This is a genomic window from [Borrelia] turdi (genome assembly GCF_008828755.2).
GTDB classification, from domain to species: Bacteria; Spirochaetota; Spirochaetia; order Borreliales; family Borreliaceae; genus Borreliella; species Borreliella turdi.
Genome location: NZ_QBLM01000001.1, coordinates 481,578 through 507,935, shown reverse-complemented (window position 1 = coordinate 507,935; position 26,358 = coordinate 481,578). Strand labels below are relative to the sequence as shown.

13 protein-coding genes, 2 tRNA genes and 6 rRNA genes are annotated in these 26,358 nt (G+C 31.9%); 5 read left to right on the top strand and 16 right to left on the bottom strand.

What is annotated here, in order from left to right; translation table 11 throughout:
• From DB318_RS02355 to DB318_RS02320, 8 genes are all read right to left on the bottom strand, one after another.
• Positions 1-924 (bottom strand): response regulator, encoded by a 924-nt coding sequence (locus DB318_RS02355; RefSeq protein ID WP_151074224.1) that lies wholly within the window; start codon positions 922-924, stop codon positions 1-3.
• Between the two features lie 2 nt (positions 925-926).
• The gene (locus DB318_RS02350) at positions 927-5,411 is read right to left on the bottom strand and encodes an ATP-binding protein (protein ID WP_151074222.1); all 4,485 of its coding nucleotides are present in this window, start codon (positions 5,409-5,411) and stop codon (positions 927-929) included.
• Between the two features lie 96 nt (positions 5,412-5,507).
• Positions 5,508-5,618 (bottom strand): 5S ribosomal RNA (gene rrf, locus DB318_RS02345).
• 23 nt (positions 5,619-5,641) lie between these two features.
• Positions 5,642-8,570, bottom strand: a 23S ribosomal RNA gene (locus tag DB318_RS02340).
• A 177-nt stretch (positions 8,571-8,747) separates the two neighbouring features.
• Positions 8,748-8,858, bottom strand: a 5S ribosomal RNA gene (gene rrf / locus DB318_RS02335).
• Between the two features lie 23 nt (positions 8,859-8,881).
• Positions 8,882-11,810, bottom strand: a 23S ribosomal RNA gene (locus DB318_RS02330).
• Positions 11,811-11,978: 168 nt separating this feature from the next.
• Positions 11,979-12,821 carry a Cof-type HAD-IIB family hydrolase gene (locus DB318_RS02325; RefSeq protein WP_151060079.1) on the bottom strand — a complete coding sequence of 281 codons (843 nt, stop codon included), beginning with the start codon at positions 12,819-12,821 and terminating at the stop codon, positions 11,979-11,981.
• Between the two features lie 133 nt (positions 12,822-12,954).
• The gene (locus tag DB318_RS02320; RefSeq protein WP_151060080.1) at positions 12,955-13,515 is read right to left on the bottom strand and encodes a DNA-3-methyladenine glycosylase; all 561 of its coding nucleotides are present in this window, start codon (positions 13,513-13,515) and stop codon (positions 12,955-12,957) included.
• A gap of 691 nt (positions 13,516-14,206) precedes the next feature.
• Here DB318_RS02320 and DB318_RS02315 point away from each other — a divergent pair.
• A tRNA-Ile gene (locus DB318_RS02315) sits at positions 14,207-14,280 on the top strand.
• Positions 14,281-14,540: 260 nt separating this feature from the next.
• On the opposite strand, the gene DB318_RS02310 is transcribed toward DB318_RS02315, so the two are convergent.
• From DB318_RS02310 to rsmI, 5 genes are all read right to left on the bottom strand, one after another.
• Positions 14,541-16,019: ribosomal RNA gene (locus DB318_RS02310) — 16S ribosomal RNA — on the bottom strand.
• Between the two features lie 157 nt (positions 16,020-16,176).
• Positions 16,177-16,250, bottom strand: a tRNA-Ala gene (locus DB318_RS02305).
• A 177-nt stretch (positions 16,251-16,427) separates the two neighbouring features.
• Positions 16,428-17,963, bottom strand: a 16S ribosomal RNA gene (locus DB318_RS02300).
• Positions 17,964-18,177: 214 nt separating this feature from the next.
• The gene (locus tag DB318_RS02295) at positions 18,178-18,726 is read right to left on the bottom strand and encodes a nucleoside 2-deoxyribosyltransferase (RefSeq protein WP_151060081.1); all 549 of its coding nucleotides are present in this window, start codon (positions 18,724-18,726) and stop codon (positions 18,178-18,180) included.
• A 93-nt stretch (positions 18,727-18,819) separates the two neighbouring features.
• Positions 18,820-19,494 (bottom strand): 16S rRNA (cytidine(1402)-2'-O)-methyltransferase, encoded by a 675-nt coding sequence (gene rsmI / locus DB318_RS02290; protein ID WP_172964367.1) that lies wholly within the window; start codon positions 19,492-19,494, stop codon positions 18,820-18,822.
• A gap of 225 nt (positions 19,495-19,719) precedes the next feature.
• Between rsmI and DB318_RS02285 the strand changes: the two genes are divergently transcribed.
• Positions 19,720-20,037 carry a hypothetical protein gene (locus DB318_RS02285; protein WP_151074221.1) on the top strand — a complete coding sequence of 106 codons (318 nt, stop codon included), beginning with the start codon at positions 19,720-19,722 and terminating at the stop codon, positions 20,035-20,037.
• A gap of 29 nt (positions 20,038-20,066) precedes the next feature.
• On the opposite strand, the gene DB318_RS02280 is transcribed toward DB318_RS02285, so the two are convergent.
• Entirely contained in the window at positions 20,067-20,456 is a 390-nt protein-coding gene (locus DB318_RS02280; protein ID WP_151060084.1) for a DUF1893 domain-containing protein, read from the bottom strand.
• Between the two features lie 119 nt (positions 20,457-20,575).
• Between DB318_RS02280 and DB318_RS02275 the strand changes: the two genes are divergently transcribed.
• The 3 genes from DB318_RS02275 (at position 20,576) to DB318_RS02265 (ending at position 22,747) form a co-directional block, all read left to right on the top strand.
• Positions 20,576-21,181, top strand: coding sequence for a YigZ family protein (locus DB318_RS02275; protein WP_151074219.1), 606 nt, complete (start codon positions 20,576-20,578; stop codon positions 21,179-21,181).
• A 97-nt stretch (positions 21,182-21,278) separates the two neighbouring features.
• Complete coding sequence (locus tag DB318_RS02270) at positions 21,279-22,031, top strand: ParA family protein (protein WP_151074218.1); 753 nt, start codon at positions 21,279-21,281, stop codon at positions 22,029-22,031.
• Positions 22,032-22,033: 2 nt separating this feature from the next.
• A complete protein-coding gene (locus DB318_RS02265) occupies positions 22,034-22,747 on the top strand; it encodes a hypothetical protein (RefSeq protein ID WP_151074217.1) in 714 nt (237 codons plus the stop codon).
• Between the two features lie 266 nt (positions 22,748-23,013).
• On the opposite strand, the gene DB318_RS02260 is transcribed toward DB318_RS02265, so the two are convergent.
• Positions 23,014-23,796, bottom strand: a complete 783-nt coding sequence (locus DB318_RS02260; protein WP_151074215.1) for a ParB/RepB/Spo0J family partition protein — start codon at positions 23,794-23,796, stop codon at positions 23,014-23,016.
• Positions 23,797-23,916: 120 nt separating this feature from the next.
• Positions 23,917-26,349 (bottom strand): DNA topoisomerase (ATP-hydrolyzing) subunit A, encoded by a 2,433-nt coding sequence (gyrA, locus tag DB318_RS02255; RefSeq protein WP_151073522.1) that lies wholly within the window; start codon positions 26,347-26,349, stop codon positions 23,917-23,919.
• Positions 26,350-26,358: the final 9 nt, after the last annotated feature.

Genomic DNA, 26,358 nt, shown 5'->3' with positions numbered 1-26,358 from the left:
TTAATATCTAAACTGATTTCTTCCAGAAACTTTAGCCTCATAAAGCTTGCTGTCAGCAAGCTTTATGATATTAGTAAAATTATTATCAATAGGAATTTCTTGAGCAAGCCCAATTGAAACAGTTACAATGCTAGAAATACTACTATACTCATGAGCTATTCTTAAACACTTTATATCATTAATCATTGCTTTAATAACACTAATCATTTCATCTAGACTCTTATTAACAGAAAAAAAAATAAATTCTTCTCCTCCGTATCGAGCAACGTCTATTTTATATTTTAAAGAAACCTTATATAAGGCTTTAGCAATTAATTTAAGACACTCATCACCATTGGTATGGCCATAATTATCATTGTAATTTTTAAAATTATCAATATCTAACATCCCAACAATTATTATTTCTTTATTATCTATGGCTTTAATCCACGACTTAGAAAATTTATCCATAAAAAATCTTCTGTTTGGAATTTGAGTAAGCCCATCAATTCTAGATAAGCTTTTAAAATAATCTCTTAATCGTTTTAATTCAAGATGAGTTTTAACCCTAGCGTCAATTATTCGACTATTAAAAGGCTTTAAGATATAATCTACTCCGCCAACATTAAATCCTTCAAGTTGAGCATCTGTAGAACTTCTTGAACTAATGAAAATTACAGGAATGTCTTTAGTATCAGGATCGCTTTTTAGCTTTCTACATACTTCATAACCATTAATATCTGGAAGGCCTATATCAAGGAGTACAAGATCAGGACTATCTTTTTCAACCTGCTTTAAAGCATCAAGTCCGTTTGTTGCAACTTCAACCTCATAAGAATCTTGTAATATATTTACCAATAAATCTAAATTGGTTGGAGAATCATCCACAATTAAAAGCTTTTGATTTTCTACTTCAAAAGCTTTATCTTTAATTATCATTTCCACTACTAATATCTCTTATTGCTAAATATCTCAATAATCTCTTTAAGAATTTTAGAGCTCTCAACAAATTTATATAATCTTAAGTTCCTGCGAAGATCACTAAATAATACTTGAATATTATCATCTAAAACATACTTGTCAATGCTTTTAAGAATTTCTTTATATTCTCTTGGCTTTCTAGTTTTAATACCAATTAAAAGTTTATTGAGAAGGTTTAAAAATTGATCATTATTTTTAAAGTATAGCTTATTCTCGCTAACAATCTCAGACTCAAACAAAACATTCTCCTTTATGTCGCTTATTAGTTGCAATAAATCATTTTTTACAAAAGAATACATTTTCTTAAGTTCATAAATTGAATCTTTGCTTGTTTCAATTTTTTTAAAATCTTTATACAATTTGCTACGCATATTAGAAAGAGCTCCAGATATTGAATGAGATATGTCCCTAATTAAAGATAAATTTTCATCATCAAAAGCTTTTTCTAAATCAACAATATTAATAGAGATAAAATCAACAAGCCCCCTACATAATTCGGAATATGATGCATATGAAAGATTTAATTCTTTTAAAGCCCTATTAACATCTAAATTGGGAAACTTAACAAGTTTATTTAAATCTTTATTTTCCCAAATATCATCAACTTCAAACTCTAAATATTTTTTTAATATAATTTTAATTGAACTTATGTGTATTGGCTTTGAAATATAATCGTCCATCCCACTTTCAAAACACTTCTCTTTATACTCTTTCAAAGCATGCGCTGTTACAGCAACCAAAACACATGCCTTTAAATTCTTTGCCTTTTCAAATTTTCTGATTTCTTTAGCCACCGAAAATCCATCATATCTGGGCATTCGTATATCAACAAAAGCAATATCATATTTTTTATCTTTTAAAGATTGTAAAGCCTTTACCCCATCATCTACAATATCAATAAAATTTTCATTAATACCTATTACAACAAGAATATCTTTCAACACTTTTTGATTTACTTGATTATCTTCAGCTATTAACACATTAATAGGATCTTTTATCTTAAAAGCACTATCTATTGGAACTAAATCTTCAAAATTTATTTCTGTTTTAAACTCTTTTTTAGAAAGAATAGAAGATATGCTAAGCCCCATTAAAGGCTTTTTAACGTGAATATATTTTAAATTTTTTAACGCTTTATTATCCAAATAATAAAATAAAAAAACAATTTGTATATTAGAGTTTAATATTTCAATATCATTAGCAAATCGAATACTCTCTTCAATATTATCGTTATTTACATTTATACAAACAAAATTATAAAAAGAGTATTCTTTAAAAAATTTATAAGCATCCTTAAAAGACGCCACATAGTGTAAATTAGAAGAATAGCCTAACAAAGCCGAACAATGCTCAAAAATTTTAATAGATTTTTGACTCAAGAGCACATTCAATACTTTATTATTGCTATCCACTGATTGAAATCTATTGATTGATAAATTTTTACTTTTAAGCTCACCACCCAAAAAAAACGGCAACATAAATGAAAAAGTTGTACCCTCACCTACCTTACTATCAACAGCAATACCAAGTCCACCCATTAGCCTTATAAGTTCTTTAGATATTGACAATCCTAATCCCGCACCCTCATGAACTCTTGAAGAAGAATCATCCTCTTGTTTGAATATTTCAAATATCTTAGAAAGATTCTCTCTTTTAATACCTTTGCCTGTATCTATTACTTTAAATTCAACGGTAACCAATACCCTATTACCATCAACTCTTGTTCTATATACTTCTTCGTAGTTCAAAACAATAACACCATCATCTGTAAACTTAAAAGCATTTCCTATTAAATTAATTAAAACTTGTTTAATTTTTACAATATCACCTTTTATATAATTATTAAAAATAGATTTAGAATAAGAGAATAAATCAATATTTTTCTTTGCACATTGAGATTGAAAAGTTTTTAAAACCGTTTCCATTTCACTCTCTAAATCAATCTCTTGACTATCAATATGTAACTCGTTGACATCTATTTGAGACAAATACAATATATCATCAATTAAAGAGAGTAAAGAATCAGATGAATAATTTATCATCCTAACATAGTCTTTTTGAACATCCGTAAGAATAGTGGTGTCCAAAAGCTCCGTAGCTGCCATTATTCCATTAATGGGCGTACGAATATCATGGCTAATGTTTGCTATAAAAATAGTTTTAGCAGTATTAGCAGCTTCTGCAATCTTTTTTTTATTCATTATAAAAGAATATTCTCTTTTCTGTTCAAATGATAACCTGAATAGAAAAATTATTACAAACCCTAAAAAAGTAAAATAAAATATAATGACTGTTAAAACCAAAAATTTGAGATTTTTAAATCTACTACCTTTAGATTTATAATAAACATCAAATTTCCAATCATTTAAATATATTTGACTATCAGCATTCGAGCGCATAACAACTTTTTGAATAATTTCTTTTAAGATATAATCCTGATTATAAATAGCAAGACTCAAATCAAAAACCAAATCTCTAAAAGTAGGAAGTTTTTCAACATCGACAATATTTAATTCTTCAAAAACAGCAGTAGCTGTATACTCATCACTAATAATCCCATCTATCTTTCCCTTATAAAGAAGAAGTAGGGCTTCTTTAAAACTACTTACCAGAATAAGCTTTGATTTAATGTTAGAAACCAAATTTTTACTATATAAAAAATTAAGTATAGCAAACCCCTTTAAAGATCTAGATGGAAGCACCCTTTTTTTATTTGAAAAAATAAAAAGCGGAATTCTAGAATTTAATTTTATATTAAAAACATTATCTAAATCTGAATCGAGCGCATTAGTATTTAGCATATCAATTTTTCCAGATTTGATTAATTTTTTGAGATCCAAAATACTACGCGCTTCAATTACGTTAAATTCTAAACCTGAAAACATTCTAATCTTATCAAGCAAAAATTGATTTATTCCTTTATAACTATTTGCTTCAACATAATCTATTGGATACCAATTTTTAACAGCAAGATTTAATTTATTATTTTTTAATAGCCAAATTTTTTCTTCTATATTAAATTTAACCTTATTCATAATTTTATAACTATTTATTCGAGAGCTATTAATCTCTTCTTTATCCAACCAATTTTTATCTATTTGAAGTAAAGATTCAAATGAAATATCATCAAATATAGAGTTAAGAATATATCTAATAACCTTATAAACCCTGTTATCAATGGCTAATACTAAAAACCTATTTTTATTAAAAATCGAATCGTAAGATTTTAATCTGCCGTTATATCCATTTAATTTTAATAAATATTTTGTTGTTATTGAATTTTCTATAAACCCATATGAATTATTAACAATATCTATAAAGTTATTAACAATATCTTGATTCTTATTTAATTGGATATTATTAAAATCAAAATCAATAAACTGAGAATTTATTGGGCCAATATTATTATTTAAACCTTTAGAATAAAATTTAAAATTAAGAGGATATATTGGCTTACTTACTACATAATTAACATTTTCAAACACACTATCATTGCTAATAATTCCTCCAAAAATGCCCACTGATTTTCCATCTAATGACTTCTTAATATCCTCTTTGGGAAATCCTTTAAAAATAGGTTTAAAGATGTGCTGCCTTGAAATAAGATTCCACAAATCTACTAAAATACCAGACAACTTTCCCTTTGAATTAATAAAACTTAAAGGTGGATAATCATTATATAGCCCAACATCAATAAAATTACCCTTAGAAGTACTGTCTAAAAAAGAAACAACATATTCATCAGGAATTTTCATCAAATACGAAAACAAATCTAAATTCAAATTCTTTATTATCTCAGGAGCATTTCTACTAATAGCCACTCTATTCTTGACACTATAAAAAACATCTCCATTAAAAATTGCAAGATCTTCACCTAAAACACCCTTTGCAATATAAGCTAAAGTCTTACAATCTCCATATATATAATCAACTTTATTATTTTTTAAAGCTAATACTAACTCTTGAACATTGTCAACCAAAAAAATGGTGTTAACACCTCTTAGTCTCAAAATATCTTCATATATTGTATTTTTAACAACTCCTATATTAAAGTTAGATAAATACGCTGAATGAGTATCTTTATATTTTTTATTAGGACTTTTAGAAAATAAAATTGAAATACTCCTAGCAAGCTCACTTTTAAAATAAAAAAAATCATTTAATTTTGAATTATAAGTTAATCCTAAATATATTGCTTCGTCTTCAATTTTCCCTTCATTTAAATTATCAACAGGTTCAATTCTAATATCAACATTATTATCTTTTGCCCATTTATCTAAAATAGAAAAAATAAGCCCGACATATTCTCCTTTATTATTTTTATAGTAAAAAGGAAAATATTGACCTACAAACTTAAACTTAAAAGCATCTTTAGAAAATAAATTGGCATTGACAAAGCAAACCAAAAGCAAAATTAAAAAATTAATACTTAAAAAGCTTGCTTTTTTCATGTTATTTTAAAATTTCCTTATTAAAATATAACAATTTTACTAATGTGTAAAATAAGTATACACGATAAATTGAAAGCTTAAAGTATAAAATAAAAACCCTGGCAATAACTTACTCTCCCGCGAACTCGCAGTACCATCAGCGAATAAGAGCTTAACTTCTGTGTTCGGAATGATAACAGGTGTTTCCTCTTTTCTTTAACCACCAGGGTTTTTATAAGGAAGACAAAAATATGGCCAAAGATACGGGTAATTAGTATTAGTCAGCTTAATATATTACTATACTTACACTTCTAACCTATCAACCTGGTATTCTTCCAGGACCCTTAAAGGATATCTCATCTTGAGGAAGGCTTCCCACTTAGATGCTTTCAGCGGTTATCCTTTCCGAACGTAGCTACCCAGCACTTACCCTTGGCAGGATAACTGGTACACTAGAGGTTCGTCCATCTCGGTCCTCTCGTACTAAAGATAGCTCCTCTCAAATATCCAACGCTTGTGGCAGATAGGGACCAAACTGTCTCACGACGTTCTGAACCCAGCTCGCGTACCGCTTTAAATGGCGAACAGCCATACCCTTAGGACCTGCTTCAGCCCTAGGATGCGATGAGCCGACATCGAGGTGCCAAACCCTTCCGTCGATGTGAACTCTTGGGAAGGATAAGCCTGTTATCCCCGGAGTACCTTTTATTCGTTAAGTGACGGCGCTTCCACTCGCTACCGCCAGATCACTAAGACCTACTTTCGTATCTGTTCGACTTGTCAGTCTTACAGTTAAGCTACCTTATGCCTTTACACTTACAAAGTGATTTCCAACCACTCTAAGGTACCCTTTGCGCACCTCCGTTACTTTTTAGGAGGCGACCGCCCCAGTCAAACTACCCACCTGGCACTCTCCTCATATTTTTATAAGTTAGAAACCTAATTAAACAAGGGTGGTATTTCAAGATTGACTCCACTACCCCTAACGAGATAGCTTCAAAGTCTCCCACCTATCCTACACATATTTAATCAAATCTCAATACCAAGCTATAGTAAAGGTTCACGGGGTCTTTCCGTCTAACCACAAGTAATCGGCATCTTCACCGATACTTCAATTTCACCGAGCTCCACGTTGAGACAGCGTCCAAATCGTTACACCATTCGTGCGGGTCGGAACTTACCCGACAAGGAATTTCGCTACCTTAGGACCGTTATAGTTACGGCCGCCGTTTACTGGGGCTTAAATTCAATGCTTCGAACAAACTAACATCTCCTCTTAACCTTCCAGCACCGGGCAGGTGTCAGTCCCTATACTTCTCTTTACAGATTTGCAGAGACCTGTGTTTTTGGTAAACAGTCGTTTGGACCATTTTTATGCTACCTAATTGCTTAGGTCATACTTATCCCGAAGTTACGTATGTATTTTGCAGAGTTCCTTAACGTGGATTCTCTCGCGCGCCTTAGAATTTTCATCCCACCTACCTGTGTCGGTTTGCGGTACGGTCCCTTATAGCCTAACCTTAGAAGCTGTTTCTTGGCACCTTGACTACCTACATTTCATGCTACCTAAATAACACTCATCATCACATCTTAGCTCTCTTAACGGATTTTCCTATTAAGATCATCACCTTAATGCTTAAACTAGGACAACCATCGCCTAGCAGTAGTTAACCTCATGCGTCACTCCATCGAAACTATAAGAGGTACGGGAATATTAACCCGTTTCCCATCGACTACACTTTTCAGTTTTGCCTTAGGGGCCGACTAACCCTGGGAAGACGACCTTTACCCAGGAAACCTTAGGTTTTCGGCGAATGGGGATCTCACCCATTTTTTCGTTACTCATACCTGCATTCTCACTTCTGATACCTCAATCAAACTTTACAGTTTAACTTCACCGGCTTACAGAACGCTCCCCTACCATCTTAACTTACGTTAAGATCCAAAGCTTCGGTAATGTGTTTAGCCCCGTTACATTATCGGCGCTTAAGTACTCGACCAGTGAGCTATTACGCACTCTTTAAAGGTATGGCTGCTTCTAAGCCAACCTCCTGGCTGTTTACGTACCTAAACCTCCTTTTCCACTTAACACATTTTTGAGACCTTAGCTGTTGGTCTGGGTTGTTTCCCTCTCGGCTATGAACCTTATCGCCCATAGCCTCACTCCTATTCATCATTTAATAGCATTCGGAGTTTAACTGAGTTTGGTACCCTTTGACAGGCCCTAGCTCAATTAGTGCTCTACCTCTATTAAACTAAAATAAGGCTGAACTTAAATCCATTTCGGGGAGAACCAGCTATCTCCGAGTTTGTTTAGCCTTTCACTCCTATTCACAGCTCATCCCTGCCTTTTTAAACAGACTAGAGTTCGGCCCTCCACTTGGTTTTACCCAAGCTTCAGCCTGGCCATAAATAGATCACTCGGCTTCGGGTCTACCACATCTAACTAAATCGCCCTTTTAAGACTCGCTTTCGCTTCGACTCCAGCACTTCTATGCTTTAATCTTGCTAGACATGATAACTCGCAGGTTCATTATGCAAAAGGCACGCCATCACCGCAATAAATCGCGGCTTTGACTGCTTGTAAGTCTACGGTTTCAGTTCTATTTCACTCCCCTCCCGGGGTTCTTTTCACCTTTCCCTCACGGTACTCTTCTCTATCGGTAGCTTTTTAGTATTTAGCCTTGGAGAGTGGTCTCCCCAGCTTCAAACAAGGTTTCTCGTGCCTCGTCCTACTCAGGAACATTTTAAAAAGATATTTACATTTAAATTACAGGACTATCACCTTCTTTGGTTAAACTTTCCAGATTATTCTTCTATATAAATATTTTGTAACTTTTTTGCTTATCACAGACTAAGCTTAAACGTCCTACAACCCCATAAATGCAACGCTCTGCAGCTTGACACATTTAAAGTTTGGGCTACTCCCTTTTCGCTCGCCACTACTAAGGGAATCTCTTTGATTTCTTTTCCTCAGGGTACTTAGATGGTTCACTTCCCCTGGTATCGCCTCTATTATTTAAATAATAGATAACTAGCATCTTGCTAGTTGGATTACTCCATTCGGTAATCTTGGGATCAATAAATGTTTGCTTCTCCCCCAAGCTTTTCGCAGCTTACCACGACCTTCTTCGCCTTAAAGCTCCTAGGCATCCACCATAGACTCTTATTACTTTGACCATATTTTTATCTTCCATCTCTACTTTGCCAATTTGTTTATGCAACATAGAATAATATATATTTTTGTTTAATCTATGTCAATATCTAATTTATTTTTTATGTTTTTTAAATATTCAAAAAAATGAATATTTAAAAAACATAAAAAATAAATTAAGAGCTTAAAGTATAAAATAAAAACCCTGGCAATAACTTACTCTCCCGCGAACTCGCAGTACCATCAGCGAATAAGAGCTTAACTTCTGTGTTCGGAATGATAACAGGTGTTTCCTCTTTTCTTTAACCACCAGGGTTTTTATAAGGAAGACAAAAATATGGCCAAAGATACGGGTAATTAGTATTAGTCAGCTTAATATATTACTATACTTACACTTCTAACCTATCAACCTGGTATTCTTCCAGGACCCTTAAAGGATATCTCATCTTGAGGAAGGCTTCCCACTTAGATGCTTTCAGCGGTTATCCTTTCCGAACGTAGCTACCCAGCACTTACCCTTGGCAGGATAACTGGTACACTAGAGGTTCGTCCATCTCGGTCCTCTCGTACTAAAGATAGCTCCTCTCAAATATCCAACGCTTGTGGCAGATAGGGACCAAACTGTCTCACGACGTTCTGAACCCAGCTCGCGTACCGCTTTAAATGGCGAACAGCCATACCCTTAGGACCTGCTTCAGCCCTAGGATGCGATGAGCCGACATCGAGGTGCCAAACCCTTCCGTCGATGTGAACTCTTGGGAAGGATAAGCCTGTTATCCCCGGAGTACCTTTTATTCGTTAAGTGACGGCGCTTCCACTCGCTACCGCCAGATCACTAAGACCTACTTTCGTATCTGTTCGACTTGTCAGTCTTACAGTTAAGCTACCTTATGCCTTTACACTTACAAAGTGATTTCCAACCACTCTAAGGTAACCTTTGCGCACCTCCGTTACTTTTTAGGAGGCGACCGCCCCAGTCAAACTACCCACCTGGCACTCTCCTCATATTTTTATAAGTTAGAAACCTAATTAAACAAGGGTGGTATTTCAAGATTGACTCCACTACCCCTAACGAGATAGCTTCAAAGTCTCCCACCTATCCTACACATATTTAATCAAATCTCAATACCAAGCTATAGTAAAGGTTCACGGGGTCTTTCCGTCTAACCACAAGTAATCGGCATCTTCACCGATACTTCAATTTCACCGAGCTCCACGTTGAGACAGCGTCCAAATCGTTACACCATTCGTGCGGGTCGGAACTTACCCGACAAGGAATTTCGCTACCTTAGGACCGTTATAGTTACGGCCGCCGTTTACTGGGGCTTAAATTCAATGCTTCGAACAAACTAACATCTCCTCTTAACCTTCCAGCACCGGGCAGGTGTCAGTCCCTATACTTCTCTTTACAGATTTGCAGAGACCTGTGTTTTTGGTAAACAGTCGTTTGGACCATTTTTATGCTACCTAATTGCTTAGGTCATACTTATCCCGAAGTTACGTATGTATTTTGCAGAGTTCCTTAACGTGGATTCTCTCGCGCGCCTTAGAATTTTCATCCCACCTACCTGTGTCGGTTTGCGGTACGGTCCCTTATAGCCTAACCTTAGAAGCTGTTTCTTGGCACCTTGACTACCTACATTTCATGCTACCTAAATAACACTCATCATCACATCTTAGCTCTCTTAACGGATTTTCCTATTAAGATCATCACCTTAATGCTTAAACTAGGACAACCATCGCCTAGCAGTAGTTAACCTCATGCGTCACTCCATCGAAACTATAAGAGGTACGGGAATATTAACCCGTTTCCCATCGACTACACTTTTCAGTTTTGCCTTAGGGGCCGACTAACCCTGGGAAGACGACCTTTACCCAGGAAACCTTAGGTTTTCGGCGAATGGGGATCTCACCCATTTTTTCGTTACTCATACCTGCATTCTCACTTCTGATACCTCAATCAAACTTTACAGTTTAACTTCACCGGCTTACAGAACGCTCCCCTACCATCTTAACTTACGTTAAGATCCAAAGCTTCGGTAATGTGTTTAGCCCCGTTACATTATCGGCGCTTAAGTACTCGACCAGTGAGCTATTACGCACTCTTTAAAGGTATGGCTGCTTCTAAGCCAACCTCCTGGCTGTTTACGTACCTAAACCTCCTTTTCCACTTAACACATTTTTGAGACCTTAGCTGTTGGTCTGGGTTGTTTCCCTCTCGGCTATGAACCTTATCGCCCATAGCCTCACTCCTATTCATCATTTAATAGCATTCGGAGTTTAACTGAGTTTGGTACCCTTTGACAGGCCCTAGCTCAATTAGTGCTCTACCTCTATTAAACTAAAATAAGGCTGAACTTAAATCCATTTCGGGGAGAACCAGCTATCTCCGAGTTTGTTTAGCCTTTCACTCCTATTCACAGCTCATCCCTGCCTTTTTAAACAGACTAGAGTTCGGCCCTCCACTTGGTTTTACCCAAGCTTCAGCCTGGCCATAAATAGATCACTCGGCTTCGGGTCTACCACATCTAACTAAATCGCCCTTTTAAGCCTCGCTTTCGCTTCGACTCCAGCACTTCTATGCTTTAATCTTGCTAGACATGATAACTCGCAGGTTCATTATGCAAAAGGCACGCCATCACCGCAATAAATCGCGGCTTTGACTGCTTGTAAGTCTACGGTTTCAGTTCTATTTCACTCCCCTCCCGGGGTTCTTTTCACCTTTCCCTCACGGTACTCTTCTCTATCGGTAGCTTTTTAGTATTTAGCCTTGGAGAGTGGTCTCCCCAGCTTCAAACAAGGTTTCTCGTGCCTCGTCCTACTCAGGAACATTTTAAAAAGATATTTACATTTAAATTACAGGACTATCACCTTCTTTGGTTAAACTTTCCAGATTATTCTTCTATATAAATATTTTGTAACTTTTTTGCTTATCACAGACTAAGCTTAAACGTCCTACAACCCCATAAATGCAACGCTCTGCAGCTTGACACATTTAAAGTTTGGGCTACTCCCTTTTCGCTCGCCACTACTAAGGGAATCTCTTTGATTTCTTTTCCTCAGGGTACTTAGATGGTTCACTTCCCCTGGTATCGCCTCTATTATTTAAATAATAGATAACTAGCATCTTGCTAGCTGGATTACTCCATTCGGTAATCTTGGGATCAATAAATGTTTGCTTCTCCCCCAAGCTTTTCGCAGCTTACCACGACCTTCTTCGCCTTAAAGCTCCTAGGCATCCACCATAGACTCTTATTACTTTGACCATATTTTTATCTTCCATCTCTACTTTGCCAATTTGTTTATGTAACATAGAATAATATATATTTTTGTTTAATCTATGTCAATACTTTACTAAAATTTTAATAAATAAATTTCTATTTTAAATAGAGAATTTTGATAAAAATCAAATACATTAAACATTCAGATATAAATTATTTATATTTAATATCAAGCTCAAAAAAATCAATTAAAAATCTAGCAACACCATCCTCATTATTACTAAATTTTGTTATTTCATTATTTGCTAAATTAATTTTAAGAAATTCATTGGCATTTTTCATTAAAATCCCCTTGCCAAGATTTTTAAGCATCTCATAATCATTGTTATTGTCTCCAAAGGCTAAAACATCACACAATGGAATGTTTTCAAGAAAAGCAATATTTTTAATAGCATTATATTTATTAGCATTAATATTGGTAATTTCTAATAAATCCTTAAAAGAAAAAAACACCCTTATGTCTTGAAAATCCTTGCTCCTAATTTCATTATCAAGTTTATTAAGAGTTGCTAAATCGTCACAATAATAAACAATTTTAGAAATAGAATCAACATCTAATTTAGTCAAATCTCTAATCACAACATTTAAGCCCAAATCCTTAATAAAATGTTTCATAATAGGGCTTCTAACATCTGAATCAGAATACCAAGTGTCAAAAGCATAAAGATTAACATCAACATTGTCTTTTTGTATCTTGAGAATTTCTTTTACTAAGTCATAACTCATTGCATATCTAAAAATTAAATTTTCTTTCAAAAACACTTCAGCTCCATTAGCCGTTACAAGATAATTTTCGCTAATATTGCTTTCTTTTAATTGATTCCTGATATTCCTAAGCTCAATCAACCTTCTACCAGTTGCAATAACTATTTTAAAATCTTTTCCCAAGGTGAAAAGAACCTCAAGAGTCAGAAAACTAATCTCATGACTATTATTCAATAAAGTGCCATCAAGATCAAAAACTAGCATTTTATATTTTTTATAATTAGAATTCATATATAAATCTCTCTTGTATGATATAATATCATAAATAATTTATTCTCAATAAATTGATCTTAAATCATAAAATAATCGAGTTTTATAATAATATTTTTTTTGAAATTTTTTAAAAACATTATTTAAATGAAAATTAATACCTTGAAACAAATTTATTATCTTTAATATAAAATCTCCAAAGCTTGTTTATATCAACCTCTTGCGCATAATTAATATTTATTCTTTTTGAACAAACTATATTAAAATCTAGATTCAAACCTCTTTGTAAAAAAAGATCACCATTTCCAATAAGATCAACTTCATTAAAGGTTAAATCAATGTTTAAAAATTTTGTAAGTTTGCCAGGACCATTAGTAAGGATGCTTTTATCCTCTAATAATGGAGAAATAGGTTCTACACTCCTAATTAAAACGGCTTGGGGATTATTTTTATCTGCAGTCACAATGTTAAACATATGGTGCATGCCATATATTATATATACATAAGAATAGCCTCCCATGCTATACATAGCATTTGTGCGATTTGTTCTCTTACCGCCATAAGAATGGCAAGCGCTATCTATTACTCCCATATAAGCTTCCGTTTCAACAATTCTGACAACTATTTCCTTTTTATTGATCTTTCTAATCAATAAATTGCCAAGCAATAACTTTGCAACAGTAGCAGCATCTTGTAAAAAAAAATATCGATCCATAAATTCCATTTTAAAACAAGATAATAATAATAAAAACAAAATGACTTAATCACCCGATAAATAAATATTTTAATCAAATTCTTAGCTAGTTAATAAATTCTCTTGATTAAAAAGAAAAAAATTGGAAATTGCATAAAATCATATTTTTTAGACCTACTTATATGAAAAACTTTCAATAATAAATTCTTAAAAAGATCAATTGGTAATATAAAATTAGCAAAAAGGTCTAATACCATCTATTAATAAAAATTAATTCTTGAAGTATGTTTTTATAGATTTTCCCAATTACAAATACCTATTAATAAAATGTTTTGCATTTTTTGAAAACTCAGATTAAAAAGTCAAACTTATCAGGCTTAAATAGGCTTATATAAAAATATTAATCTAAAATATCCAAGCAGCAAAAATAAAATATATTTTATAAAAAATTTTATAATTTGCTCACAATAACAAAGCAATAAAATACTGCAATTTCAATATAAAAACCTGATATTAATTTGCAATAATCTTTTAAATAATCAAAAATAAAATTGCAAAATCTTATAAAACACCTATGTAAAATAGCAAATATTGATAAATATATAAAAAATTACAAACTATATACAATATCTCTTACATCTTAAAAAGACATAAGAGATATTGACAAAGTTAAAAGATTAAAATAAAATTTGTAAAGAATTAATGTACTTAAGGGATCATAGCTCAGGTGGTTAGAGCGCAGGTCTGATAAACCTGAGGTCGGATGTTCAACTCATCCTGGTCCCAATGTGTTCCATTATTATAAATGTTGCAATGTTACCTTAATCTATAATTAATAAGAACAATAAAACATTTGGGCAACTTTAAATTGAGACATATTTCTAATATAATTTTAATTTAAAGTTGTATAATCCCAAACACTTACTAAATATTTATTTTTTCTAAAGCTTAAACTATATTTTTAGTTTGATTCCAAAAACTTTTTAATCAAAATAAAAAAATAAATTAAAGTTAATATTATTGACTTTAATTTATTTTTCTCTTAAAAAGGAAGCGCTCTAATAGCACTTTCCAATACGGCTCCACCTTGTTACAACCTTCACCCCCCCCCTCAATAAACACACCTTAAATAATTTCCTCTTTCCTTACGGATTAGAATAATATCCTTAAGCATACCATAAACTTATATAGTGTGGCAAAAACGTACAAAGCCCAAGAATATATCCCCGTATCATTCTGATATGCGATTACTAACAATCCCAACTTCATAAAGTTGGGCCTAAACTTTAATCCAAGCTAAGACCTGCTTTATGTATTTTGCTTCACATCACTGTTTTGCTTCGATTTATACAAACCATTGTAACATGTATTTAGTCCAACCCAGAACATAAAAGGCGTGTTAATTTGAAGTCATTCCAATATTACTTTGACTTATCACAAGCAACCTTATATAAGGTCCAGCCATTACATACTGGCAACAAATAAAACAAGGATAGAGCCCCCGTTGTGAGACTTAAACTAGAAAACCTCTAAGTATAAACAGGCAACAACCATGCAGCGATTGTATGTAGACCAAAAACAGGAAATAATTATCTCTAACATATCCTATATATATATCTAGCTGTGGCAAGATTCCTGACACATCATCGAATTAAACCACATGCTCTACCAATTGTAGAGAAGTCAGCTCCCCCGGTCAATTCCTTTTAGGTTATACTCTTGCAAGTATACTACCCAAGCGGCACACTTAACACGTTAGACTTGGCACTAACTTTTAATTAGCAAAAAGTGTGCATCGCCTACATCGCAAACTACAGGGAAAATTTAATCCTATTTGCTTCCTACCCTTTATCCTCTGACATTCTTCCTGATATCAACAGATTTCCCCTACACAAAAATTATAACTTTCTCTATCAAGTTCTAGACATATAATTTTCAACATAGCAAAGCAGTTGGGCTTTAGCATTTTATGCTTCGACTTATATATCTGACCACTTATCCTTTACACCCAATAATCCCAAACAAGGCTTGCCCCAAATATTGCCGCGGCTGCTGGCACGTAATTAGCTAGAGCTTATTCATAAATTAACATCATCGCCTTATTATTTCCTACAAAGCTTATTCCTTATTTATAAAAAAACTTTACGAGTAGACCCTCTCCATTTACACAGCACCACTCTATCAAAATTTCGCCCATTTTGGAAAATTCTTAGCTGCTGCCTCCTATAGAAATCTGTCCGAATCGTGTATCAATTCCATCATAACTTTAGCAAGCTATTGCTTAGCTAAACAACTAATAGCTATAAACTCATTTACAGACAAAGCTTTAAAGGCTTCCTTTCATAGATTAATAAATCCGGCTAATTAACCTTACTTAATATCAGCTACTATTTTTAGTGGCTATTCCCATTTCATAAATATATCGCCAATTGGTTACTAGCCTATTCACTACTAAATCCTGCTGCCTTATATGCTTTAACAAACTAACAACGTTAACGCTGACTTAGAACTAAACTAGTCATTATTTTTATTTAAGAAATAAACAGTCCTTGATTGCTCTTTTGTTTGACTTATAATTCTACTTAACTCTTTTATTCTATCTTATCTTCTTCTAACAATTATTTTAACCTTTAAAAACTTATCTCACAACCCACTTAACCTTAATCTAAACAAGATACCTAATGGAGGTTAAGGGACTCGAACCCTTGACCCTCGGCTTGCAAAGCCGATGCTCTAGCCAACTGAGCTAAACCCCCAATCAATCTAAATTTAAGCTTAAGTTTAATAAAATCCTTTAATATTATTAATAAAAAACTAAATACAAAAATTTATCTTAAACTTATGAAAATAATCCTAGTTTCAAAAACTCTTTTATAAAAAGAAAAGAGTAGGGAAGAGTTAATGGAATTAGCCTTAATCTATCTTTCTCTTAGAAAGGAGGTGATCCAGCCGCACTTTCCAGTACGGCTACCTTGTTACGACTTCACCCCCCTCACTAAACATACCTTAAATACCTTCCTCCCTTACGGGTTAGAATAATAGCTTCGGGTATCCTCAACTCGGGTGGTGTGACGGGCGGTGTGTACAAGGCCCGAGAACGTATTCACCGTATCATTCTGATATACGATTACTAGCGATTCCAACTTCATGAAGTCGAGTTTCAGACTTCAATCCGGACTGAGACCTGCTTTATGCGTTTTGCTTCACATCACTGTTTCGCTTCGCTTTGTACAGGCCATTGTAGCACGTGTGTAGCCCAGGACATAAGGGCCATGATGATTTGACGTCATCCTCACCTTCCTCCGACTTATCACCGGCAGTCTTATCTGAGTCCCCACCATTACATGCTGGTAACAGATAACAAGGGTTGCGCTCGTTGCGGGACTTAACCCAACACCTCACAGCACGAGCTGACGACAACCATGCAGCACCTGTATATAGGCCCCAAACGGGGAATAATTATCTCTAACTATATCCTATATATGTCAAGCCCTGGTAAGGTTCCTCGCGTATCATCGAATTAAACCACATGCTCCACCGCTTGTGCGGGCCCCCGTCAATTCCTTTGAGTTTCACTCTTGCGAGCATACTCCCCAGGCGGCACACTTAACACGTTAGCTTCGGTACTAACTTTTAGTTAACACCAAGTGTGCATCGTTTACAGCGTAGACTACCAGGGTATCTAATCCTGTTTGCTCCCTACGCTTTCGTGACTCAGCGTCAGTCTTGACCCAGAAGTTCGCCTTCGCCTCCGGTATTCTTCCTGATATCAACAGATTCCACCCTTACACCAGGAATTCTAACTTCCTCTATCAGACTCTAGATATATAGTTTCCAACATAGCTCCACAGTTGAGCTGTGGTATTTTATGCATAGACTTACATATCCGCCTACTCACCCTTTACGCCCAATAATCCCGAACAACGCTCGCCCCTTACGTATTACCGCGGCTGCTGGCACGTAATTAGCCGGGGCTTATTCATAAATTAACGTCATCACTTTGTCATTTCCTACAAAGCTTATTCCTCATTTATAAAAGAATTTTACAATCTTTCGACCTTCTTCATTCACGCAGTGTCGCTCCGTCAGGCTTTCGCCCATTGCGGAAGATTCTTAGCTGCTGCCTCCCGTAGGAGTCTGGACCGTATCTCAGTTCCAGTGTGACCGTTCACCCTCTCAGGCCGGTTACTTATCATCGCCTTGGTAGGCATTTACCCCACCAACTAACTAATAAGACGCAGACTCATCTACAAGCGAAGCTTTAAAGGCTTCCTTTCATCAATTAACAAATTAATTGACCTTATTCGGTATTAGCTACTATTTCTAATAGTTATCCCCATCTCATAGGTAGATCATCCACGCGTTACTCACCCGTTCGCCACTAAATGTATTGCTACATTCCGTTTGACTTGCATGCTTAAGACGCACTGCCAGCGTTAGTTCTAAGCCAGGATCAAACTCTTCGTTATTTTTATTTTTTATTTTAAAAAATCAACAAGTTTTGTTTATTCTTTTGCTTGGCTTTCAACCTTACTTAACTCTTCCCTTCTCTCATCTTCCAATAATCATTTCAACATTTAATACTCTAACAAAAGAAGAATCATATTGTCAATACCTTTGCATTAATTTTATTAACACAAAATATAAAAAAATAAATTTCACCAATTAACCGTGATAAAAACATTAACAACCACATCTTTCATTAACAGGTAAAGTTGTAAGAATTTTTTTTAACTTATTTCCTAATTTAGCTTTTAAATAATCAAAGAAAGTTCTAAAATTTTCATTATCTCCTTTGAATTTAATCCACAACTCTTTAAATGTCAAAATTCCTTCTCTAAGATCCTCGTAATTAGAAAAAGATGCATTACAATCACTATACATTAAATTATAAAAATCAGAATCTTGTTTATCTTTAAAAAAATCTATACTTGGTATTTTCTTAGCAAAAGCAAATCCTCTCTCATAAGCAGTACCTGCATCAACATAATTAACCAAGGCTAAAATAATATCGCTGCTAACCAGCTCTTTTAGATCTATTTCTCTTATTTTTTCTCTTATGTCTCTATTTGCAAATTTATAATCAACCTTTTCAAGCAATCCCATCTTTTTGACAGCATGATGTTCTGGAGAAAATACATCTAAATTGAACTCTTCAAGAAATTTCAAAACCTCATCCCTCAGTTTAATTTGCTCTTCGTTAAAAAATGGAGAAGCTAAATAAATTTTCATAAAAACCCCTATTAAAATTTAAGTATAACACAATAAATCAATCGGGTAAAACAAACAATAAATAAAGTTTGAAATCTGAATAGAAAAAATTTACTATAAACGACTTCTGCTGACCAAAATAGTAAATTCTCCTTTAATCTTCTCCTTGCTAGATTCAAAATATTTTTTTAATTCTAAAGGATTACCAATTTGATATTCTTCATAAATTTTTGTCATCTCTCGGCCAATAAGAATCTTCGCATCTAAACTAACAGAAGAAATTTCAACAAGCAGTTTTAAAAGCCTATGACCAGATTCAAGTAATACAAATGCATCACCTCTTTTATATAGCTCAGAAATTCTTTTAAATCTTTTAAGTCCCTTGTTAGGTAAAAATCCTTCAAAAAGCACTGATTTATCTCTAAAAGGATTAACACTTACAATCGTATTAAAAGAACTTGCTCCAGGAATTGGACAAACTTTGTATCCCTCTCTAAAAGCAGCAGCAACCAACAGACTACCAGGATCGCTAAGTCCCGGAGTACCTGCATCACTAACAAAAGCAACAGAATCTCCTTTTGCCAAATAGTTCAATAGTAAGCTTATCTTCTTATTTTCTGTTACAGAATTGCAAGAAATCATTTTTTTATTAATTTTATATCGCAACAAAAGCCTGCTAGTGACTCTTGTATCTTCTGCAAAGATAACATTTACCGATTTTAAAACATCAATCGCCCTATAAGTAATATCTTCTAAATTGCCTATTGGCGTACCAATAATGTATAACATAGCTCCTTTTAATTCCTCCAAAACCTAAAAATTAATATATTGGAAATATATTAAAAGCATCTTTCTTAAGAAGAAAAATCTAAAATACTCTACTCACTAAATAACCAAATACAAGGTAAGCTAAAAGCTATATTTTATATGCCTATCAAAATACTTGCTTTTGTATTACATTTAGTTATATCATTAAGTATTAATGATTAAGAAGTTAAAAGAAAGGGAAAATTTATGTTTGCATTAATTAGAAAAATATTTACAATTTATTTTCTATGTATTACTCTTGCAGGTTTTGCCATGATTTTTATTGACAGCAAATTTACTGAACAACCTGATGCCAAAGAGAATCAAACCAAAATTAATCAACATACAATAGAACCTAATTTAATTATGTTTACATCTTCTATAGGAGGATTTTTAGGTGTTTATGCTGGAATTTGGATCTTTAACTATGATAAAAGTAATTTTTATCTAAATTGGGGAAATTTAATAATATTGATATACAACATCGCCCTAATTATCACCGTATATTCAAAGTCATATAGCTAGCTAAAAAACAACTTAATTATTTTAATAATTTACATATTATTAACTATAATCCCTCTTTTAATCATATACTTATAAACCTCTTCGGGATTTTCCAGACTTTCAATCAAGCTTTCTGCCTTGTCATTTATTTTTTCCACCAATTTTTTATAAGCTACTTTAATTCCTCTACTTTCTAAAAAATCCTTTGCCGGCTGAGAAACAACCCCGGCCTGAACATTTTGAAGCCCTATATTATAAATAATAATAGCCGCCGCTTTGCCTACAACTTTATCATAAATTTCAAGCCCTTCTTTATTCTGAATATACTTATTAATAAAATTATCTACTTCCAAAAGGGGCTTTAATCCCCTTTCCATGTTAGAATAAAGTATTTTATGATCTTTAAATAACCTTAATGTTGGATTCAATCCTGATATCATTTAAAACCCCTTTTTTTTGACCATACTTTATAATAATCAATAATAAAAACAAACAATATTAATAATATACATAAACAATAAATACTGCAATATCTAAAAAGATGGTATACTTACGCCATATGATATTAATACCAAAAAACAATAGTAATTCTAAAATTGAAATAAAAAAATCAATCTTTGTTTCATATATTTTTAATATTAAAAAAAAAGAAGATATAAATAAAACTATTAAAAAATATAAAATAAAATTTAAAAATGCTACACATATAGTTTATGGATTTAGAATTGGGAACAAGAACTTATTTCTAAATGGAATGAGTGATGACAGGGAGCCTAATCTAACGGCTGGAAAGCCCACATTAGATGCCATAATACATAATAATTTAACTGATACCTTAATAATCACATTGAGATATTTTGGAGGTACTTTGCTTGGTAGAGGAGGATTAATCAAAGCATACTACAAGTCCGCCAAAGAAGTTATTAAGAATACTACCCTAATAGAAAAAGAAGAATTAGAAATTCTAAGTTTAAATTTAAATTATAACCAATATAATTCACTATTAAAAATGAAAAATAAACTTGAAATAGAAATAATAGATTCAAACTTTTTAAACAAAATAAACACTTCAATTAAATTTAAAACAAAACATAAACAAAAAATATCAGAATTTTTTATAAAAAATGGTTTAATTCAGGAAATTTTCAAGCTTCATAAAGAATAATATACATATTAAATAATAATACTTTAAAGTATTATTATTTTTACCATTTTTGTTTTAAAATATAAAAACAAAACCAAATAAAAAGAGAATAATTTATATGAAAATAATATCTGTAATCAATCAAAAAGGAGGCGTAGGAAAAACTACAAGCGCCATTAACATTTCTTATTCAATGATTCTGCTTAATAAAAAAATTCTTCTAATAGATATTGATTCACAAGGAAACTCTACTAGCGGAACAAATACCTCAGAATATATTCCCGAAAACTCAAGCTATGAACTTATTAATAAAAAAATAAAGGTCAAGCCTTTAAATCATTTTAGATTAGATATAATTCCATCTAGCATTAAATTAGCCTTACTCGAAAAAGAATTGATAAATGAACTTTCAAGAGAAAATTTTTTAAAAAATGCATTAACACTGTATGAAAAAGATAAATATGATTTCATTATTATCGATTGCCCTCCTACACTCTCAATATTAACTATAAATGCTCTTATTGCAAGCAATTACTTGTTAATACCAATTGAAACAGAATTTTTTGCATTTGAAGGCATAAATCAACTAATAGACACAATAAATACCATAAAGCAAATAAATAAAAATTTAGATATTGCGGGTGTTTTTATAAACAAATACGACATAAGAAATAAAAGTAAAGAAAAATATGTAAGCTCATTAAAAAAAGTTTTTAAAGAAAAGCTTCTAAATACAAAAATAAGAAAAAATATAACCATTTCAAAATCCCAAGAAGCAAAAATGCCTGTATATGAATATGACAAAGAAAGTAATGCTGCAAAAGATTTCTTAGAACTTTCAAAAGAGATAATAAACAAAATTGAGGAATAACTATGCCTGACAATTTAGAAACTTTAATGTTTTTAATGGGGAAAAAATTAGAAACATCTTCAAATAATTTGGAAAATATCGAAAAGAAAGAAATTATTTCAATTGAAAAAAGAACTTTTGACTACAATAAGCTAGACAAAGACATTTCTGATTTTTTAAAAAAAAAGCAATATGAAATTTTCAATATTTTTAATAACACTTATACAAAAATTGGAAAGATACTCAAAGATACTCAAGACAAATTAAAAGGAAATAATCAATATAACGGACTTTTTTATCAATGGTTTAAAAGTATGGGATTTAAAAAAGACAAGGTTTATGCTTTAATATCAAGATATAAGCTGCTTATCGAAAATTCCGACAAGCAACTCATTATAGAAAAATTACCATTATCATTATCATATGAAATATCTAAAAAATCTTGCCCCCCTATTTTAAAAATCGAAGTTTTAAATGGTAAAATAAATTCTTTAAAAGAATTTAAAATTATTTATAAAAAAAATTTCCAATTAAAGAATATATACAAATCATCAATTAAAAAAGATAAAAAATATGAAAACGATATAAAAGAAACATTGGATTTTATATTAAAGCATATAAAAGAATTTAAAAATATTGAATTTAACAAATTAAACCAAGAAAACTTAAAATTATTTTTTCATTCCATTTCGGAAATAAAGAAAAAAATAAAATATATTAAAAATAGTTCCATCTAAATTTACAACTGCAAAAATAAATATAAATAGAACATATATTATTATTGTTTATTTTACAAAATAAAAGATTGTTTTTAAATTTTAAATTTCAATAAAAATAACAAAATATAAATTTTAACCTTTATTTAAGCTTAAGATTTCTTTATAACAACTAAAGAATTCAAAAACAAGCTTAAAAAATTTACGCATTATAAAAAATGCCTAAAAAATCAAAACTATCATGAAATTAAGAGAAAATATTTTACAATTTAAATCATACAAACAATTTAACTAATATGGCCAAAAAAAGAAACAATTCTTTTTAAATCACCCGATGTAAAATACTCTATTTCTATTTTTCCCTTATCTTGATTCCCTTTAATATCTATTTTTGTTTGAATTTTATCAAATAAAAATTCTTTTATGCTGCTTAAAAAAGGATCTTGTTCTAGTTTCTTTTTTTTTGCTATAGATTTATAAAAATTTTTAACATATTTTTCTGCGTCTCTTACAGAAATTTTTTTTTTCAGTATTATTAAATAAAGATTATACCTATCTTGCTTATCTTTTAAAGATAAAATAACTTTAGCATGCCCAAAAGAAATTTCTTTCCTATGAACTGCATTTAATATTTCTTGTTCAAGATCTAAAATTCTAACTAAATTTGAAATATAGGCCCTACTTTTACCAATTTTTTCAGACAAATCCTTTTGAGTTAAAGAATATTTATTCATTACATTTTTATAGGCATAGGCCTCTTCAACAGGCGTAAAATTTTCTCTTTGAATATTTTCAACTAAAGGCATAAAATCCCTACAAGATTCTTTTATATTAACCTCAATAACAGGAACACTTGTTATCTGAATAAGTTTAGCGGCCCTAAACCTTCTTTCTCCTACTATTATTTTATATCTCTCATTTGCTTTATAAACAATTATGGGTTGCAAAATTCCATTTTCCTTTATGGAGATACTTAACTCTTCTAATTCAACAAGACTAACAGATTTCCTTGGCTGATCATTATCAATATTTAAAAGTTGAATATCTATCATTTTAAAAACTCCATCCATATTTATTAAACCCTCCTACAACACAAAATTTTACCAGGTTATAATATTGAATTACAATTTAAGAATAAAAAAAAAAGAATGTTCCACGTAGAACATTCTTAAATAAGAAAAACCAATTCTTTATTTAATAAATTTTGAAACAGAAATCAAGCTGTCATTATCAAGAAATAATACTTGAATTCCTCTAGCATCTTTACCTTGTTCAGATACTTTTCCAGCTACTGTTCTTAAAGCTTTTGAACGTTTACTTACAAGTAAGATTTCATCATCCTCTGAAACTGCTATAGCATCAACAACACTACCCGCTTTTTTATCAGATTTTTTATAACTAGTATAGCCAGTGGCTCCTCTTTTAAGCTCAGATATTTTAGAAACACTCAATCTTTTTCCATATCCATTTTCAGAAATAATCAAAAGATAAGGATTTTCTCTAACTGCCAAAACCTTAACAAACAAATCACCTTCTTTTAATTTCATTCCACAAACACCCTGGGTACCCCTATTAGTAAGCCTCACATCACTTGAATTAAATATAAATGCACTACCCTTTTTAGAAAGACAAATGACTTTTTCATCCTTAAAAACAATCTCTGCACTTGTAACAAAATCTTTATCATTAAGCTTAATAACAATAACCCCACGTGACTTTACTGTTTTAAAATCTGTAGATTCGAATCTAGCTATTTTTCCACTTGCAGTTGTAAGCAATAAGTAGGAATCATTAGTAAAATCCTTACTATTTTTAATAGTTAATATTTCTTCCTTATCTCCTAAATTAATAAGCTCACTAATATTTTGCCCTTTTGAAGCTCTTGAAGAATCTTTTATTTCATAAGCATTTATTAAATAAAGCTTTCCTTCATTTGAAATCATAAACAAATAATCATGAGTATTAACACACAAAGCAATAACAATCTCATCTCCATCATTAAGATCAAAAGAACTGAGACCTTTTCCTCCAGCACCTTGCAATTTATACTCATTTTGTGAAAGTCTTTTAAGGAAACCTTTCTTTGTAAGCATAACAACAATATTTTCTTTTTGCATTAAATCCGACATACTAGTTTTTAAAACCTCCTCATCATAAATTATTTTAGTTCGACGTTCATCGCCAAATTTTAAACCTAAATTTATAGTTTCTTCTCTTATAATATTAATAATCCTTGCTGGATTCAAGAGAACATCTTCATAATCTTTTATTAAGCTTAAAAGTACATTAAGCTCCTCTTCAAGCTTAAAAAGCTCAAGAGTTGTAAGTTTTTGCAACTTCATATCAAGGACTGAATTGGCTTGAATCTCTGAAAGGCTAAAATTCGCAACGAGTTTTTCCTTTGCATCTTTTGCTAATTTAGATGATTTAATAATCTTAATAACCTCATCTATATTATTTAAAGCAATATTTAATCCTTCAAGAACATGTGCCTTCTCTTTTGCCTTTTTCAAGTCAAATTCAATACGTCTTTTGATGATATTTTTTCTATGCTCAATAAATTCAAATAATAATTCTTCTAAATTCAACTGTTTAGGAATACCATCAACAAGAGCCAAATTATTTATACTAAAATGCTTTTTAAATTCAGTATATTCATAAAGCAAATTCATAATAACATGAGGATCAAATCCTCTTTTAACTTCAAGAACTATTCTAATGCCTTCTCTATCAGACTCATCTCTTATATCTAAAAGCCCTTCTAGCTTTTCTTCTTTTGCCAAAAAAGCAACTTTCATAAGAAGTACAGATTTATTTACTGTATAAGGTATTTCTGTAACAATTATAGCATTTCTATCTTCTGTTCTTTCTTCAATATGATACCTTGCCCTAATAACAACACTTCCCTTGCCAGTTTTATATGCTCTAATTAAATTATCATTATAAACAATCTCTCCAAAAGTTGGAAAATCAGGGCCTTTAACTATCTTGATCAAATCAAATATAGAAGCATTCTCATTATCCAACATATAAACAATAGCATCACAAATTTCTCTTAAATTATGTGGTGCCATGTTAGTAGCCATTCCAACAGCAATCCCACTAGAGCCATTTACCAAAAGAAATGGAAATGATGAAGGCATAATCTCAGGCTCACTTAAAGAATCGTCATAATTAGACTTAAAATTAACAGTCTCTTTGTCTATATCCTTAACAATATATTCTGCTATTCTTTCCATTTTAGCTTCAGTATATCGCATAGCAGCAGGAGGATCTCCGTCAATAGATCCAAAATTCCCCTGTCCCCGTATTACAGGATATCTAAGTGAAAAATCTTGAGCAAGCCTTACAAGCGCATCATAAATTGATTGATCTCCATGAGGATGATATTTCCCAAGAACATCCCCTACTATTCTTCCAGATTTTTTAAAAGCTTTATCAGAACGAAGTCCCATCTCATACATAGAATAAAGGATTCTCCTGTGAACTGGTTTAAGACCGTCTCTTACATCTGGAAGAGCCCTGGAAACAATAACTGACATAGCATAATTCAAATAAGAAGTTTTTATTTCATCCTCTATTTTAATATTTAAGATTTGTTCTTTATTTTCTCCAACTGCCATTACCACTCC